The 14098-nt window shown below is 73.0% G+C and carries 14 protein-coding genes; 6 read left to right on the plus strand and 8 right to left on the minus strand.

The genetic code is table 11. The annotated features are described in order from the left end of the window. Nucleotides 1–4: 4 nt before the first annotated feature. The gene (locus ACIBG7_RS29120; RefSeq protein WP_397338294.1) at nucleotides 5–1240 is read right to left on the minus strand and encodes a cytochrome P450; all 1236 of its coding nucleotides are present in this window, start codon (nucleotides 1238–1240) and stop codon (nucleotides 5–7) included. A gap of 174 nt (nucleotides 1241–1414) precedes the next feature. Here ACIBG7_RS29120 and ACIBG7_RS29125 point away from each other — a divergent pair, with 174 nt between their 5' ends. After that, nucleotides 1415–2404, plus strand: a complete 990-nt coding sequence (locus tag ACIBG7_RS29125; protein ID WP_397338295.1) for a TRM11 family SAM-dependent methyltransferase — start codon at nucleotides 1415–1417, stop codon at nucleotides 2402–2404. On the opposite strand, the gene ACIBG7_RS29130 is transcribed toward ACIBG7_RS29125, so the two are convergent. Then, a complete protein-coding gene (locus ACIBG7_RS29130) occupies nucleotides 2341–3177 on the minus strand; it encodes an alpha/beta fold hydrolase (RefSeq protein ID WP_397338296.1) in 837 nt (278 codons plus the stop codon). The two genes, ACIBG7_RS29125 and ACIBG7_RS29130, sit on opposite strands and share 64 nt — an antisense overlap. 249 nt (nucleotides 3178–3426) lie before the next feature. Continuing rightward, nucleotides 3427–4962 carry a GMC family oxidoreductase gene (locus ACIBG7_RS29135; RefSeq protein ID WP_397338297.1) on the minus strand — a complete coding sequence of 512 codons (1536 nt, stop codon included), beginning with the start codon at nucleotides 4960–4962 and terminating at the stop codon, nucleotides 3427–3429. A gap of 147 nt (nucleotides 4963–5109) precedes the next feature. Between ACIBG7_RS29135 and ACIBG7_RS29140 the strand changes: the two genes are divergently transcribed. Together ACIBG7_RS29140 and ACIBG7_RS29145 are read left to right on the plus strand one after the other, a co-directional pair. After that, nucleotides 5110–6645, plus strand: coding sequence for a long-chain fatty acid--CoA ligase (locus tag ACIBG7_RS29140; protein ID WP_397338363.1), 1536 nt, complete (start codon nucleotides 5110–5112; stop codon nucleotides 6643–6645). A 66-nt stretch (nucleotides 6646–6711) separates the two neighbouring features. Beyond that, nucleotides 6712–7341 carry a class I SAM-dependent methyltransferase gene (locus ACIBG7_RS29145; RefSeq protein WP_357922056.1) on the plus strand — a complete coding sequence of 210 codons (630 nt, stop codon included), beginning with the start codon at nucleotides 6712–6714 and terminating at the stop codon, nucleotides 7339–7341. On the opposite strand, the gene ACIBG7_RS29150 is transcribed toward ACIBG7_RS29145, so the two are convergent. Beyond that, nucleotides 7331–8251, minus strand: coding sequence for a LysR family transcriptional regulator (locus ACIBG7_RS29150; protein ID WP_397338298.1), 921 nt, complete (start codon nucleotides 8249–8251; stop codon nucleotides 7331–7333). The genes ACIBG7_RS29145 and ACIBG7_RS29150 overlap by 11 nt on opposite strands. 69 nt (nucleotides 8252–8320) lie before the next feature. Here ACIBG7_RS29150 and ACIBG7_RS29155 point away from each other — a divergent pair, with 69 nt between their 5' ends. Next, a complete protein-coding gene (locus ACIBG7_RS29155; protein ID WP_397338299.1) occupies nucleotides 8321–9250 on the plus strand; it encodes a DMT family transporter in 930 nt (309 codons plus the stop codon). Here ACIBG7_RS29155 and ACIBG7_RS29160 read toward each other — a convergent pair. Next, a complete protein-coding gene (locus ACIBG7_RS29160; protein WP_397338300.1) occupies nucleotides 9135–10355 on the minus strand; it encodes an MFS transporter in 1221 nt (406 codons plus the stop codon). The genes ACIBG7_RS29155 and ACIBG7_RS29160 overlap by 116 nt on opposite strands. Nucleotides 10356–10442: 87 nt before the next feature. On the opposite strand from ACIBG7_RS29160, the gene ACIBG7_RS29165 reads away from it, so the two are divergent. Beyond that, nucleotides 10443–10883, plus strand: coding sequence for a MarR family transcriptional regulator (locus ACIBG7_RS29165; RefSeq protein ID WP_357922067.1), 441 nt, complete (start codon nucleotides 10443–10445; stop codon nucleotides 10881–10883). Here ACIBG7_RS29165 and ACIBG7_RS29170 read toward each other — a convergent pair. Genes ACIBG7_RS29170 through ACIBG7_RS29180 form a run of 3 tightly spaced genes read right to left on the minus strand, consistent with a single transcriptional unit; the run spans nucleotide 10832 to nucleotide 13417 of the window. Continuing rightward, nucleotides 10832–11344 (minus strand): hypothetical protein, encoded by a 513-nt coding sequence (locus tag ACIBG7_RS29170; protein ID WP_397338301.1) that lies wholly within the window; start codon nucleotides 11342–11344, stop codon nucleotides 10832–10834. The genes ACIBG7_RS29165 and ACIBG7_RS29170 overlap by 52 nt on opposite strands. After that, nucleotides 11337–12740, minus strand: coding sequence for an ATP-binding protein (locus tag ACIBG7_RS29175; protein WP_397338302.1), 1404 nt, complete (start codon nucleotides 12738–12740; stop codon nucleotides 11337–11339). The genes ACIBG7_RS29170 and ACIBG7_RS29175 overlap by 8 nt, the downstream gene beginning before the upstream one ends. Then, on the minus strand, nucleotides 12737–13417 hold the full coding sequence (locus ACIBG7_RS29180) for a response regulator transcription factor (RefSeq protein ID WP_357922076.1): 681 nt from the start codon (nucleotides 13415–13417) through the stop codon (nucleotides 12737–12739). The genes ACIBG7_RS29175 and ACIBG7_RS29180 overlap by 4 nt, the downstream gene beginning before the upstream one ends. 163 nt (nucleotides 13418–13580) lie before the next feature. On the opposite strand from ACIBG7_RS29180, the gene ACIBG7_RS29185 reads away from it, so the two are divergent. Beyond that, the gene (locus tag ACIBG7_RS29185) at nucleotides 13581–14051 is read left to right on the plus strand and encodes a D-alanyl-D-alanine carboxypeptidase family protein (protein ID WP_357922079.1); all 471 of its coding nucleotides are present in this window, start codon (nucleotides 13581–13583) and stop codon (nucleotides 14049–14051) included. Nucleotides 14052–14098 lie beyond the last annotated feature (47 nt).

The raw sequence follows: 14098 nt of genomic DNA on the forward strand, positions 1-14098 counted from the left end.
GGCGCTAGAAGGCGCACTCCATGTGCTTGATCCCATTGATGAAGCTGGAGTGCAGCCGGTCGGGCCGGCCGCTCTCGATGCCGGGCAGGCGGGTGAGCAGTTCGCGGAACATCACCGTGATCTCCCGCCTGGCCAGGTGGGCGCCCAGGCAGAAGTGCGGTCCCGGTCCCCCGAACCCGACGTGCGGGTTCGGGCTGCGGGTGATGTCGAAGCGGTGGGGGTCGGCGAAGACCGCCTCGTCGCGGTTGGCCGCCCAGTAGAAGAGCACGACCTTCTCGCCGGCGCGGTAGGGGTTGCCGTTCATCTCGCAGTCGCGGGTGACCTTGCGGCGCATGAAGTTGACCGGGGCGGCCAGCCGGACGATCTCCTCCACCGCGCCGGGCAGCCGGCCCCCGAGGTCGTCGAGCAGCAGGGCGCGCTGGCCGGGGTTGCGGGTGAGCAGCAGCAGGCCGTGGGAGATGGCGTTGCGGGTGGTCTCGTTGCCCGCGACGACCAGGAGGATGAAGAAGGAGCCGAGCTCCTGCAGGGTGAGCTGCTCGCCGTCGAGGTTGGCGGTGGTCAGCGCGGTGATCAGGTCGTCGCCCGGGTGCTCGGCCCGGTGCGCGGCCAGGTCCTGGACGAGTTGCTGCAGTTCGAGGCCGGCGTTGAGCAGGTTGGCGGCGACGTTGTCCAGGTCGGTGTACTCGGGGTCGAAGCCGCCCAGGATGATGTTCGAGCGGTCGAAGACGTAGCGGTAGTGCTCCTCCGGGATGCCCATCATGTCGCAGATGATCTTCAGGGGCAGCCGGGCGGCGACCTCGGTGACGAAGTCGCAGCCGGGGCCCTTGGCGACCAGCTCGTCCACGATCCGGGCGGCCGCGGCGTCCACGTCGGCCTCGAAGCGTTTGATCATCCGCGGGGTGAAGGCGCGGGAGACGATGCGGCGCAGCCGGGCGTGCCGGGGGTCGTCCATGTTGATCATCGAGCCGAAGTACTCGGTGAACTCGGCGGGCATGTCGGGGATGTTGGTCGCGCCGCCGTCGCCCGAGCAGAACAGGTCGGGGCGGCGGCTGGCCTCCAGGATGTCCGCGTGCCGGACCAGGGCGTGGTAGCCCGGTCCGCGCGGGGCGAAGGAGATCTCCATCTCCTCGAAGAAGGCGGGGCGGTCGAGCGCGCGCAGCTTGCGGAAGGCCTCTTCGCGCTCGGCCATGGGCAGGGCCCAGAACTCCGCCGCGGAGAGGTCGAAGTCGATCACGTCCATAAGAACAGGATTCGGGAAGTAAGGACTTACGTCCAGACCCCGCCCGATATCCTGGCTCCATGACGTTCTTCTTCCGACGCTGACGACCCGCCGGTGGGACGAGGCCGACGGGCCCGCCATCGGCGATGCGGGACGGCCGGCCGCCGTCCCGGGTCGCGACGTGGAAGAGAACCCATGCTGTTGCTCGCCCGGACTGTCCGGGGACTGGAGAATTTCGCCTGCCAGGAGATCGCCGGACCGGTGCGCCGCGTGCGCCACCGCGAGGTCTGGTTCGAGGCCGGCGCGCCACCCGAGCTGCACACCGCCGACGACGTGCTGGTGGTGGGCGCGATCGTCACCGGGATCGGCGCCGCCCGGGCCGACCTCGGCCGGTTGCGCGGCCTCCGGCCCGATCTGCCGCCCGCCGGCCGCGGGCTCGACGTGAGCGCCTCCTTCGTGGGGCGCCGCGCCTACACCCGCCACGACCTGGAGGACGCGGCGGGCGCCGCGCTCTCCCGGGTGTACGGCCTGCCGTACCACAGCCGCCGCGGCGGGCAGGCGCCGCCGGAGGGCACGATGGCGTGGCGCGTGACGGTGGAGGGCGACGAGGCGGTGCTCGCCTGGCGGCCGGGCGGCCGGCCGGCGCACCGCCGGCCGTACAAGCTGGCCTCGGTGCCCGGGACGCTGCACCCGCCGGTCGCGGCGGCGATGGCCCGGCTGGTGCGCCCGGAGGGCACCGTGCTCGACCCGTGCTGCGGGGCGGGCACGACGTTGATCGAGGCCGCCCGGCAGGGCCCGGCCGCCTACGTCGGGTTCGACCTGGACCCCGCCGCCGCGCGGGTCAACGACCCGGCGGGCCGGTGGGCGCGCGCCGACGCGGGCGCGTTGCCGCTGACGACGGGGAGCGTCGACGGGGTGCTGGTCAACCCGCCGTGGAACCGTCAGGTGCCGGCCCGTGGCCGGCTGGCCGAGCGGCCCGAGCTGCTCTGGCGCGAGCTGGCCCGGGTGGTACGGCCCGGCGGCCGGATCGTGGCGTTGCTGCACGAGCCGTTCGAGGAGCGCTTCGGGCTGCGCGTGCGGGCCCGGCACGGCCTGCGGCTGTCCGGCCGGCTGGTGACGATCTACGAGATCCAGTCGAGGACGAGCCGGTTGACCTCGGCGGGTCGTTCCAGGTGGAGGAAGTGACCGGCCTGCGCGACCAGCTCGATCCGTGAACCGGCCGGGAGCGCCTGGTCCAGGCCCTCGACCAGTTCGGCGCCCATGCAGCCGTCCTGGGCGCCGTGCAAGTAGAGGATCTCCCCGGCCGGTCCGGCCTGGACCGCGGCCTGCTCGGCGGCGTAGCGCCCGGAGGGCGGCGCGGTGCCGAGCAGCGCCCGGTAGTAGCCGAGCGCGGCGCTCAGGTTGGCCGGCTCGCCCAGGCTGCGCCGGACGAACTCCAGGTCGGCCCGGGCGTCGTAGCCGGGCGACCAGTCGGCCCACAGCGACTCCCAGAAGCCGGGCTGGGTGGCGGCGAGCTCGCCGAGGCCGGTGGCGAAGACGAAGCTGTAGAAGGAGCGCTTGAGCTGCTCGTAGCGGAGGAAGACCCGGGCCTGGTGCGCCATCGGCATGACGCTCATCGCCACCGCGCGCCGGAAGCGGCCGGCGGTGCCGTACACGCCGAAGGCGCCCCAGTCGTGGCCGATGACCACCGCGTCGGCGTCGCCGCCGAGCTCCTCGTGCAGCGCGGCGACGTCGGCGGCCAGCGCGCCGAGCTCGAAGCAGTCGGGCACCTCGGTGGGCGCGTAGCCGCGCATGAAGGGCGCGACCGCGCGGTAGCCGCGCCCGGCCAGTTCCGGCATGAGGTGGCGCCAGGTGTGCGCGGTGTCGGGGAAGCCGTGCAGGCACAACGCCAGAGGGCCGTCGCCCAGGGACAGGTAGGCGAACTCCACCCCGTTGGCGTGGACGGTCCTGATCTCCATAGCGGGGAAACCTAGCATTCGTCCCGGTTCGGGCGTACCAAAGAGGCCTATGCGACGGGGATGGGTCCTTGCGCTCGCGTGCCCCACCATCGTGCTGGTGGTCTTCACCCTGGCCCCGACGCCCTCGTGCTCACCCTCCTCCGCGGGGTGCAGGGCGTGGGCGCCTCGGCGTTGTACGGCACGGCCACACCTCGAGGGCCCCGAGCGCGGCCGGGCGCTGGGTGGGCGCCCTGTTGCCGCCGGGGTTGCTCAGGTCCCGATCAGGTCTGCGGCCTTCTCCCCGATCATGATCACCGGGGCGTGGGTGTGGCCGCGGTTGAGCGTCGGCATGATCGAGGCGTCGGCCACCCGCAGCCGGTCGACGCCGCGCACGCGCAGCTCCGGGTCGACGACCGAGGCCGCGTCGGCGCCCATCCGGCAGGTGCCGACCGGGTGGTAGAGGGTCTCCCCCTTCTCCCGCACCCACTGCGCGAGCTCCTCGTCGGTGCGCGGGTTGGTGTAGGGCGGGTACGGCCCGCCCGCGTAGGGCCGCATGGCGTCGGTGGCCAGGATCTTCTTGGCCGTCTTGAGCCCGGCGACCAGCCGTTCGACGTCGGCCGGGGCGGTCAGGTAGCCGGGGTCGACCACCGCCTTGCCGTCGCTCAGCGTCACCCGCCCCCGGCTCTCCGGCTGCAGGAGTACGGCGGCGACGGTCAGGCCGTGGCCGGTGGGCTTGTCCAGGCCGTGGTTGACGAACGGCCCGGGCGCGAAGATCAGCTCGATGTCGGGGGCGGGCTCGTCCGGCGTGGTCCTGATGAAGGCCACTGCCTCCCCCACGTTGGTGGTGAACGGCCCCGACCGGAGCACCACGAAGCGCAGCAGGTTGGGCAGCGAGTCGGCGGTGGCGATGGAGACCGGCTGCCGGGTGGTCAGCATGACGCCGCTGGCCAGGTGGTCCTGGAGGTTGCGGCCCACCTCGGGCAGGTCGTGCACCACCTCCACGCCTTCGGCGGCCAGGTCCTCGGCCGGTCCCACCCCGCTCTTCAGCAGCAGCAGGGGCGAGCCGATCGCGCCGGCGGCGAGGATGACCTCCCGCCGCGCGCCCAGCGTGGTCCCGCCGTGCCGGACGCCCACCGCGCGGCCGCCCTCGAAGAGCACGCGCTCCACCTCGGCGCCGGTGATCACCTTGAGGTTGGGGCGCTTGGCGACCGGCTTGAGGTAGGCGTCGGCGGCGCTCCAGCGGCGGCCCCGGTTCTGGGTGACCGGCGTCTGGCAGCAGCCCTCGTTGGAGCGGCCGTTCAGCTCGTCGAGCCGGCGCATGCCCAGTTCCTCGCAGGCACGCAGGAAGGCGCCGGTCATCACGTTGGGGCTGCGCTGCTCGGAGATGTAGAGCGGGCCGGCCTCGCCGTACACGCCGCCGTGGTTGCTGCCGACGCGGCGCTCGGCCTTCCGGAAGTACGGCAGGACGTCCTCGTAGGTCCAGCCGGGCAGGCCCCACTGGTCGTAGTCGAGCGCGCAGCCGCGCACCCACATCTGGGCGTTGAGGCTGGAGGACCCGCCGAGCATCCGCCCGCGCGGCCAGTAGAGTTCGCGGCCGAGCATCTCGGGCTGCTTGGCGGTGGTGTAGTCCCAGTCGTAGGCGGTCTTGAAGAGCTTGGGGAAGCCCGCGGGGATGCGGATCTCCAGCTTGTCGTCGGGCCCGCCGGCCTCGACGAGCGCGACGCTGACGGCGGGGTCGGCCGACAGCCGGTTGGCCAGGACGCAGCCCGCCGATCCCGCTCCGACGATCACGTAGTCGTACTCCATGGGGCCTCCCGGCGCAGGTAACTAGCTACTTGCATACGCCGGGATGCCGACCTCGTCCATACGGTTTCGTAACCATTGTTACCTACCGGTCAGTATGAGGGTCCTGCAAAGATGTGGCTCGTACCACGCACCGAGGAAAGGGCCGCGATGCTCAACCTGTCGATCATCCTGGAAGACAGCGCACGGAACGCTCCGGACCGCGCCGCGGTGGTCTTCGGGGACATGCGCCTGCCGTACTCCATGGTCAACTCCGTGGCGAACCAGGTGGCCAACCTCCTGGTCGCGCGCGGGATCGGCAAGGGTGACAAGGTCGCGCTGCTCTGCCCGAACCTGCCGTACTTCCCCTTCGTGTACTACGGCATCCTCAAGGCCGGCGCCACCGTCGTGCCGCTCAACGTGCTGCTGCAGCCGCGCGAGATCGCCTACCACCTGGCCGACAGCGACGCGAAGGCGCTGTTCTGCTTCGAGGGCTCCCCCGAGCTGCCGATGGGCGCGCGCGGGCGCGAGGGCTTCGACGCGGCCGAGGGCTGCGAGCAGTTCTTCGTGCTGCCCGCCACGCCGCTGGCCACCGAGTCGGTGCACGGCGAGTCGATCTGGGCGGCGCTGGGCGGCATGTCGGCGGAGTTCGAGACCGTGCAGACCGCGCCGGACGACACCGCGGTGATCCTGTACACCTCGGGCACCACCGGCCAGCCCAAGGGCGCCGAGCTGACCCACATGAACATGCTGACCAACGCCATCGTCAGCGACGAGATGTTCCCCGGCAACCCGGACGGCGACGTCACCCTGTGCGTGCTGCCGCTCTTCCACTCCTTCGGCCAGACCTGCGTGATGAACATGGGCCTGCGCCGCCGCGCCACCCTGGTGCTGCAGCCGCGCTTCGAGCCCGGCGAGGCGCTGGAGATCATGCGCAAGGAGGGCGTGACCATCTTCGCCGGCGTGCCGACGATGTACTGGGCGCTGCTGTCGAAGATCCACGCCGACGGCGTCGAGGTGCCCGACACGCTCCGGGTCGCGGTGGCCGGCGGCGCCTCCTCGCCGGTCGAGGTGCTCAAGGACTTCGAGAAGACCTTCGGCATCCCGATCCTGGAGGGCTACGGCCTGTCGGAGACCTCGCCGGTGGCCAGCTTCAACCAGCTCGGCCGGCCCACCAAGCCCGGCACCATCGGCTTCCCGATCTGGGGCGTGGAGATGCGCCTGATCGACGGCGACTGGAACACCATCGAGGGCGAGGGCCCCGGCGAGATCGCCATCCGCGGCCACAACATCATGAAGGGCTACTACGGGCGGCCCGAGGCCACCGCCGAGGTGATGAAGGACGGCTGGTTCCGCACCGGCGACATCGCCACCCGCGACGCCGACGGTTACTACGCCATCGTCGACCGCGCCAAGGACATGATCATCCGAGGCGGCTTCAACGTCTACCCGCGCGAGCTGGAGGAGGTGCTGATGACGCACCCGGCGGTGTCGCTGGTGGCGGTCGTCGGCGTCCCGCACGACTCGCACGGCGAGGAGGTCAAGGCGTACGTCATCCCGGCCCCCGGCGTGAGCGTGACCGAGGACGAGCTGATCGCCTGGTCGAAGGAGAACATGGCGGCCTACAAGTACCCGCGGATCATCGAGTTCCGCGAGGCGCTGCCGATGACCGCGACCGGCAAGATCCTCAAGCGCGAGCTGCGCTAGCCGCCCCCGGGCCCACGCCCGCCTCGTCCCGGGGGTAGAACGGGAGGAGGACTGGAGGGGCCCCGGATGAGCGAGCAGTTCCAGCACCCGCGCTTCGCCGAGATGTACGTGCAGGCCGCCGAGACCGCCGACCGGCGCGGCGGCCGCAAGCACCGCGCCCGGCTCCTGGCCGGGCTCGCCGGGCGGGTGGTCGAGGTGGGCGCCGGGGACGGGCGCAACTTCGCGCACTATCCCCCGGCGGTCACCGAGGTGGTCGCGGTCGAGCCCGAGGACACGCTCCGGCGCTTCGCCCAGCGGGCCGCGGCGCGCGCGCCCGTGCCGGTCACCGTGGTCGACGGGCACGCCGAGGCGCTGCCGGACGGCCCGTTCGACGCCGCCGTCGCCTCGCTGGTGCTGTGCAGCGTGCCGTCGGTGCCGCGGGCGCTGGCCGAACTCGCCCGGGTGCTGCGGCCGGGCGGCGAACTGCGCTTCTACGAGCACGTACGCTCGGCCAACCCGCTGCTCGGGCTCTTCGAGGACCTGATCACCCCGCTCTGGAGCAAGGCGGCGGCCGGCTGCCACCCCAACCGGGCCACCCAGGCCGAGATCGAGCGGGCCGGCTTCCGCGTCGAGACGGCCGAGCGGTTCGGCTTCGCGCCGCAGCCGATGATCCCGCGCACCGCGCACGTCCTGGGCAGCGCCCGGCTCAGCTCCTGAGCCCGGTGTCGAGGGCGCGCATGCGCGCGGCGGCGAGCTCCACCACCACGCGGGTGGCCGGGGAGATCTCGCCCAGCGGCCGGTGCGCGATGGCGAAGCGCTCGAACATCGGCGGGCTCAGCGGCACCCAGCGGAGGTTGGCCGGGAGCCGGCTGCCCAGCCGCTGCAGCACCAGCCGCCAGCAGACCGTGTCGGCCAGGCCGCGGGCGGCGATGTCGAGCGCCATCTCCACGCTGTCCACCTCGACCCGGGTGCGTAACACCCGGCCCGCCCCCTCGGCCAGCCGGGCGAGCTGGCGGCGGGTGGAGTCCTCCTCGCGCCAGCTCACGTCCGGCAGCACCAGCGTCGCCTCCGCCAGGGCCGCGGCGGTGACCGGCTCGCGCAGCCGGCCGGGGTCGGTGCCGACGTAGACCAGCTCGTCGCGCAGCACCTGGCTCACCGTCAGCGCCTCGTCGTCCAGCGGCAACGCGATCAACGCCGCCTCCAGCCGGCCCTTGCGCAGGTCGTCGATGGTCGCCGCGGAGTTCTGGCAGGTGATCTCGATCCGCACGCCCGGATGCCGCTCCAGCACGTCGGCCACCAGGTCGGCGCCCAGGTAGTAGTGCGCGATGTTGAACACCCCGAACCGCACGGTCCCGGTGAGCACCTCGCGGACCGAGGTCACCGCCCGCACGCCCGCCTCGACCGAGGCCAGGGCCGCCGCGGCGTGCGGGCGCAGGGCCGCCGCCGCCTCCGTCGGCACCACGCCCCGGCCGGCCCGCCGGAACAGCGCGGTGCCCAGGTGCTGCTCCAGCAGCCTGACCTGCTCCGAGACCGAGGGCTGGGCGTAGCCGAGCGCCGTCGCGGCGGCGGTGAACGAGCCGTGCTCCAGGGTGGCCAGGAAGCAGCGGAACTTGTGGAGGGAGACCAAGGCGACTCCTATGGCTGGTGAAGAAAAGCGAGGCTACCTCGATGGCTCGCCGCTCTCTAGCGTCGTCGCATGACCCGCACGTCGTCCGTCCAGCGCCGGTCCGTGGTGTCCGCCGGCGCGTTGTTGTGCCTGGTCTCGGCGACCGGGTTCGGGCTGTCGCCCCTGTTCGCCAAGGAGGCCTACGCGGCCGGGGTCGGCGTGCCGACCCTGCTGGCCGTGCGTTTCGCCGTCGCCGCGGCGCTGTTCTGGGTGATCGTCGCCTGGCGGCGGCCGACGGTGCCGCCTCGCCGTACGCTGGCGGTCGCGGCGGCTCTCGGCGCGGTGGGGTACGCCTGCCAGGCCGCCTTCTTCTTCGGCGCGCTCACCCTGGCCGACGCCTCGCTGGTCTCGCTGCTGCTGTACGCCTACCCGGCGCTGGTGACCGTCCTGGCGGTGCTGCTGCGCCGCGAGTCCCTCGACGTACGGCGGGCGGCGGCGCTGGCCTGCTCGGCGGCCGGGCTGGTGCTGCTGCTCGGCGCGGGCGGCTCGGCGCACTCGGCCGGGGTGCTGCTCGCCCTGGGCGCCGCGGTCGCCTACTCCCTCTACCTGACCGTCGCCGCCGGGCTGCCCGCCGGGCTCGACCTGTACCTGCTGTCGGCGATCGTCTGCACCGGCGCCGCGGCGAGCATCGGCCTCACCGCGTCGGCCACCGGGACGCTGGTGCTGCCGGTCCGGCTCGACGCCTGGGTGTGGACCGTCGTGCTCGCCGTCGTCTCGACGGTCGTCCCGGTGATCACCATGTTCGCCGGCGTCCGCGCGGTCGGCGCGCCCACCGCGGCGATCCTGTCCTGCGTGGAGCCGGCGATCACCGTGGCGTCCACCGCCCTGGTGTACGGCGAGCGGCTCAGCGCGCCGCAACTCGCCGGTGGCCTGGCCGTGCTGGCGTCTGTGGCTGTCCTTCAGATCCCGGGCCGGCGGGCTTTGCCGCGCGGCGGCTCTGGTGCAGAGCCAGGCCGGTGACGCCCAGCCCGACCAGGCCGAGGACGGCGGCGGTCCAGGCGGGCGCGGTGTAGCCGAAGCCGGCGTCGATGGTCAGGCCCGCGGCGAAGGAGCCGATGGCGTTGCCGACGTTGAACGCGCCGATGTTGGCCGCCGAGGCCAGAGTCGGCGCTCCGGCGGCGGCGTCCAGGACCCGGGTCTGCAGGGGCGGCACGGCCATGAAGCCGGCCAGCCCGAACAGGGTGATCGCGACGATGAAGGCGATCTGGCTGCTCGCGACGAAGCCCACCACGGCCGACAGGACGGTCAGCAGGCCGACCGAGGCCAGGATGCTGCGCAGGACCGCCCGGTCGGCCAGCTTGCCGCCGATCAGGTTGCCCACGACCAGGCCGACGCCGAACACCGCCATGACGATCGGCACCGCGCCCGGCGAGAAGCCGCCGACGTCGGTCATCATCGGCGCGATGAAGGTGATCACCGCGAAGACCGGCGCGAAGCCGAACACGGTCATCGCCAGCGCCAGCCAGACCGCCCCGGAGCGGAAGGTGGCCAGCTCCTGCCGGATGCTGACCTGCGGGCGCGGCTGGCGAGGGACGAGGGCGAGCACTCCGGCGAGCGCGACGACGCCGATGCCGACCACGACCCAGAAGGTGGCACGCCAGCCGTACGCCTGGCCGATCCAGGTGCCGAGCGGGACGCCGAGCACGTTGGCCAGGGTCAGCCCGGTGAACATCAGCGCGATGGCGCTGGCCCGGCGGCCGGGGGCGACCAGTTCGGCCGCGACGACCGAGCCGACGCCGAAGTACGCGCCGTGCGCGAAGGCGCCGAGGAAGCGACCGGTCATGAGCACGCCGTAGGAGGGCGCGAGGGCCGACAGCAGGTTGCCGGCGATGAACAGGACCATCAGCGCGACCAGCATGTGCTTGCGCGACAGCCGGCCTCCGAGCATGGTCAGCGGCGGCCCGCCGATCGCCACGCCCAGGGCGTAGCCGGAGACGAGCAGGCCCGCGACCGGGATCGAGACGCCGAAGTCCGCCGCCAGATCGGGCAGGAGCCCGTTGATGATGAACTCGGTGGTGCCGATGCCGAAGGCGCTGATCGCGAGGGCGAACAGGGCGAGAGGCATACACTATCCCCCAGACGACGTTAGTAAGCGTGTGCATTAGTTGCACGCGCCGACTACATAAGCACACAAGTAGCTGGAGGGGCAAACGTGGCCATCGCCGACGACGCCGTCGAGGCGCGCGCGCAGGGCTGGCGCACCCTCGCCGCCCTGCACGCCCGCATCGAGGACCGGCTGGAGAAGGAACTGCAGCGCGCCCACGAGCTGAGCGTCAGCGAGTACACCGTGCTCGACGTGCTCGGCCGCCAGGACGGCTGGCACATGCGCATGCAACAGCTCGCCCGGGCGGTGGTGCTCAGCCAGAGCGCGACCACGCGGCTGGTGACCCGGCTGGAGAACCGCGGGCTGCTGCGCCGTTACCTGTGCGAGGACGACCGCCGGGGGATCTACTCCGAGGTCACCCCGGCCGGGTGCGAGCTGCTCGCCGCCGCCCGCCCGGTGCACGACGCGGTGCTGAAGCAGGTGCTGGACGAGGCCGCTCAGGAACCCGAGCTGGGGCCGTTGGCCGGGGCGCTGTTGAGCGGAGGCTGATCCGGGCGGTCGAATGGGCAGCTCGCCGTCTCCTCGCGCCCGCCCAGCAGGACGACCCGGACGACGCCCCGGCCCCTCGGGCCCTTCGCCGCCGTGCAGGCGACCTGGCTGACCGCCAGCGGGGACAGCTGCTTCGCGCCGCCGAGGTAGACGGTCACGGCCGAGCCGAGGATGAGCGTCTCCAGGGTCAGCCCGCGAGGCAGGTCGGTGGTCAGGCCCAGCTCGCGCTCCAGCTCGCTGGGCCCGGCCAGCAGCAGGCGCAGCCGCGTCTCGGGCCGGTGGAAGCCCTCGGCCCGGCGGACGGTCGAGTGCAGCGCGCCCTTCTTGACGAAGAACAGCCGCGGGCCCGAGCCGAGACCGGAGGGCGCCGGGCCGGCGTCGATCGCGTCCGACGGCTGGATCCCGCAGCCGGTCGCCACCAGCAGCGCCAGCGCGGCCAGCCACCGCAGGCTGCTACGCATGCCGGCCGTCCAGCGGCAGGCGCAGGGTGAACTCGGCGCCGCCGTCCCGGGCGCGGCCGGCGATCAGCGTGCCACCGTGCAGGTGGGCGTTCTCCCAGGCCAGCGCCAGGCCGAGGCCGCTGCCGCCGTCGTTGCCCGAGTCGCGGGTGCGGGCGGCGTCACCCTTGACGAAGCGCTCGAAGATCCGCTCGCCGAGCCCGTCGGGCAGGCCCGGCCCGTGGTCGGTCACCGCGATCACCGCCTCCTCCGCCTCGCGCCGCAGCGCGAGCTCCACCGGGGGCGCCCCGTGCCGCAGGGCGTTGCCGACCAGGTTCGCCACGATCACCTCGAACCGGCGGGGGTCCACCGAGGCGACGACCCCCGCCGACAGGTCGGTGCGCACCGCGTCCGTCCAGCCCCGCGTCCGCAGGCACGCCTCGACCGCCGTGGCCAGGTCGAGCTCGCCGAGCGAGAGCGTGGCCGCCCCGGCGTCGAAGCGGGAGATCTCCATCAGGTCCTCCACCAGCCTGGCCAGGTTGCGGGTCTCCGCCCCGACCGTCCGGCTGGCCTCGGCCAGGTCGTCGTCGAGGCGGGCGCTCTCCTCCTCCAGCACCTCCGCGACCGCCATCATGGTGGCCAGCGGGGTGCGCAGCTCGTGCGAGACGTCCGCGGCGAAGCGCCGGGCCGAGCGCAGGGTGCGGTCGAGGGTGGCCGCGGTGGTGTTGAAGGTCGCGGCCAGCTCGGCCAGCTCGTCGTTGCCCCGGGGGCGGAGCCGTACCTGAAGGTCGCCGCCGGCCATCCGCCGTGCCGCGCGGCCGAGCTCGCGCACCGGCCGCAGCACCTGCCCGGCCGACAGGACGGCCAGCAGGACGGCCAGCAGCAGCGCGCCGCCGACGATCAGCACCACCATCCGGGCCATGGAGTCCAGCTCGGCCTGCTCCTCGCGCAGGGAGCTGACCACGTACACCTCGGGCTCCGGCCCGCCGCCGCCGGTCAGCACGGTGCCCACCGCGAGGTACGGCGTGCCGTCCAGGATGTAGCGCTGCCAGGCCAGGCGCCGGTCGCCGGCGACGGCACGGCGCAGCTCGGCCGGGATCGCGGTCGCCAGCCGCTCGTCGTTGTGCACGACCTTGCCGCCCAGGAACACCGCGACCGCGTCGGTGCTGGAGGGCGGGTCGAGCGCCTCCATGATCTCGGTCATCCCTTGCTCGTCGAGCGGGTGGTCGAGCATGGGCGCGAGCTGGGTGAGCGTCTCGCGCACCTGGAGGCCGAGGGTGACCTGCACCTTGTCGAGGATGAGGTTGCGGGCGTGGACGTAGGTGGCGGTGGCCGTGGCGGCGGCGGTGACCAGGGTCAGCGCGGTGAACGCGAGGATCAGCCGCGGCCGGAGCCCGCGCAGCCACCGCCCGCCGCTCACCGCGGGTCCGGCTGGAAGCGGTAGCCGAAGGTGCGCACGGTCTTGACGTGCACCGGGCGGGCCGGGTTCGGCTCGATCTTGGCGCGCAGCCGCTGCACGCAGGCGTCCACGATGCGGGAGTCGCCCAGGAAGTCGTGCTCCCACACCGCCTGGAGCAGGTGCTGCCTGGACATCACCACGCCCGGCGAGCGGGACAGCTCCAGCAGCATGCGCAGCTCGGTCGGGGTCAGCGCGACCTCCTGCCCGGCGCGGGTCACGGTCAGCGAGTCGCGGTCGATCTCCAGCTCGCCGTACCGTTCGGCGCCCGAGGGCACGCGCTCGCCCCGGCGCAGGATCGCCCGGATCCGGGCGTCCAGGACGCGGGGGCGGATGGGCTTGACCACGTAGTCGTCCGCGCCGGCCTCCAGGCCGCTGACGATGTCGAGGTCGTCGTCGCGCGCGGTCAGCATGATGATCGGGGTGGTGCCCGCGGACCTGATCCGCCGGGCGACCTCGAAACCGTCGATGCCGGGGAGCATCAGGTCGAGGACCACGATCTCGGGGACCGCCGCGCGGAGCAGTTCGAGCGCCTCCTCGCCGGTTCCGGCCTCGTGGAGCTGGTGGCCCTGACGGCGCAGGCCCATGCTGAGCCCTCGCCGGAGCGAGGGGTCGTCTTCGACCAGGAGTACGCGCGCCATGCCGTCAATTATCGGCGGCGGTGGCGTATGCCCAGGTTGATCGCCGGCTTCTGTAGCACGGCCATGACATTTCCCGGCGCGGCCCGGCTTGTGGCACGGCTTGTGGCACGGCCGTGACATTTCGGCGACGAACCCAGGTCACCCCGAAACGACGGTGACAGGCATGAACCTGCACCGGAACCCGCTCCCGGCCGTTCTCGCGCTCGGCCTCGTCCTGCTCCTGACCGCCTGCGAGGCCATCAGCCACGCCTCGGCCGACCCCACCACCGGGCTCACCGCCGGCACCCGCGCCGCCTACCTCAAGGCCGCGAAGGCCGCCAAGGCCGCCGGTTTCGAGCTGCGCATCACCTCCGGGTACCGCACCCCCGACCAGCAGCGGGCCGAGTTCCGCGAGGCGGTCGGCCGGTACGGCTCGGCGGAGGAGGCGGCCAAGTACGTGCTCCCTCCGGAGAAGTCGGCGCACGTCAAGGGCACCGCCCTCGACCTCGGCCCGGAACCGGCCGCCCGCTGGCTGGAGCAGACCGCCGGGCGCTACCGGCTCTGCCGGATCTACGCCAACGAGTGGTGGCACTTCGAGTACCGGCCCTCCAAGCGCTGTCCCCGCCTGCTCCCCGACGGCACCCATGCCCGCTGACCTGACGATCTTCGTAAGGAAACGGTCGAGCGCCGGTCCCGATGCGG

It is taken from the genome of Nonomuraea sp. NPDC050328, assembly GCF_044459405.1.
GTDB lineage: Bacteria > Actinomycetota > Actinomycetes > Streptosporangiales > Streptosporangiaceae > Nonomuraea.

Excerpts from the sequence above, each read along its gene's own strand:
- ACIBG7_RS29120 (WP_397338294.1), bottom strand. The coding sequence starts at position 1,240 with ATGGACGTGATCGACTTCGACCTCTCCGCGGCGGAGTTCTGGGCCCTG.
- ACIBG7_RS29125 (WP_397338295.1), top strand. The coding sequence starts at position 1,415 with ATGCTGTTGCTCGCCCGGACTGTCCGGGGACTGGAGAATTTCGCCTGC.
- ACIBG7_RS29130 (WP_397338296.1), bottom strand. The coding sequence starts at position 3,177 with ATGGAGATCAGGACCGTCCACGCCAACGGGGTGGAGTTCGCCTACCTG.
- ACIBG7_RS29135 (WP_397338297.1), bottom strand. The coding sequence starts at position 4,962 with ATGGAGTACGACTACGTGATCGTCGGAGCGGGATCGGCGGGCTGCGTC.
- ACIBG7_RS29140 (WP_397338363.1), top strand. The coding sequence starts at position 5,110 with ATGCTCAACCTGTCGATCATCCTGGAAGACAGCGCACGGAACGCTCCG.
- ACIBG7_RS29145 (WP_357922056.1), top strand. The coding sequence starts at position 6,712 with ATGAGCGAGCAGTTCCAGCACCCGCGCTTCGCCGAGATGTACGTGCAG.
- ACIBG7_RS29155 (WP_397338299.1), top strand. The coding sequence starts at position 8,321 with ATGACCCGCACGTCGTCCGTCCAGCGCCGGTCCGTGGTGTCCGCCGGC.
- ACIBG7_RS29160 (WP_397338300.1), bottom strand. The coding sequence starts at position 10,355 with ATGCCTCTCGCCCTGTTCGCCCTCGCGATCAGCGCCTTCGGCATCGGC.
- ACIBG7_RS29170 (WP_397338301.1), bottom strand. The coding sequence starts at position 11,344 with ATGCGTAGCAGCCTGCGGTGGCTGGCCGCGCTGGCGCTGCTGGTGGCG.
- ACIBG7_RS29180 (WP_357922076.1), bottom strand. The coding sequence starts at position 13,417 with ATGGCGCGCGTACTCCTGGTCGAAGACGACCCCTCGCTCCGGCGAGGG.
- ACIBG7_RS29185 (WP_357922079.1), top strand. The coding sequence starts at position 13,581 with ATGAACCTGCACCGGAACCCGCTCCCGGCCGTTCTCGCGCTCGGCCTC.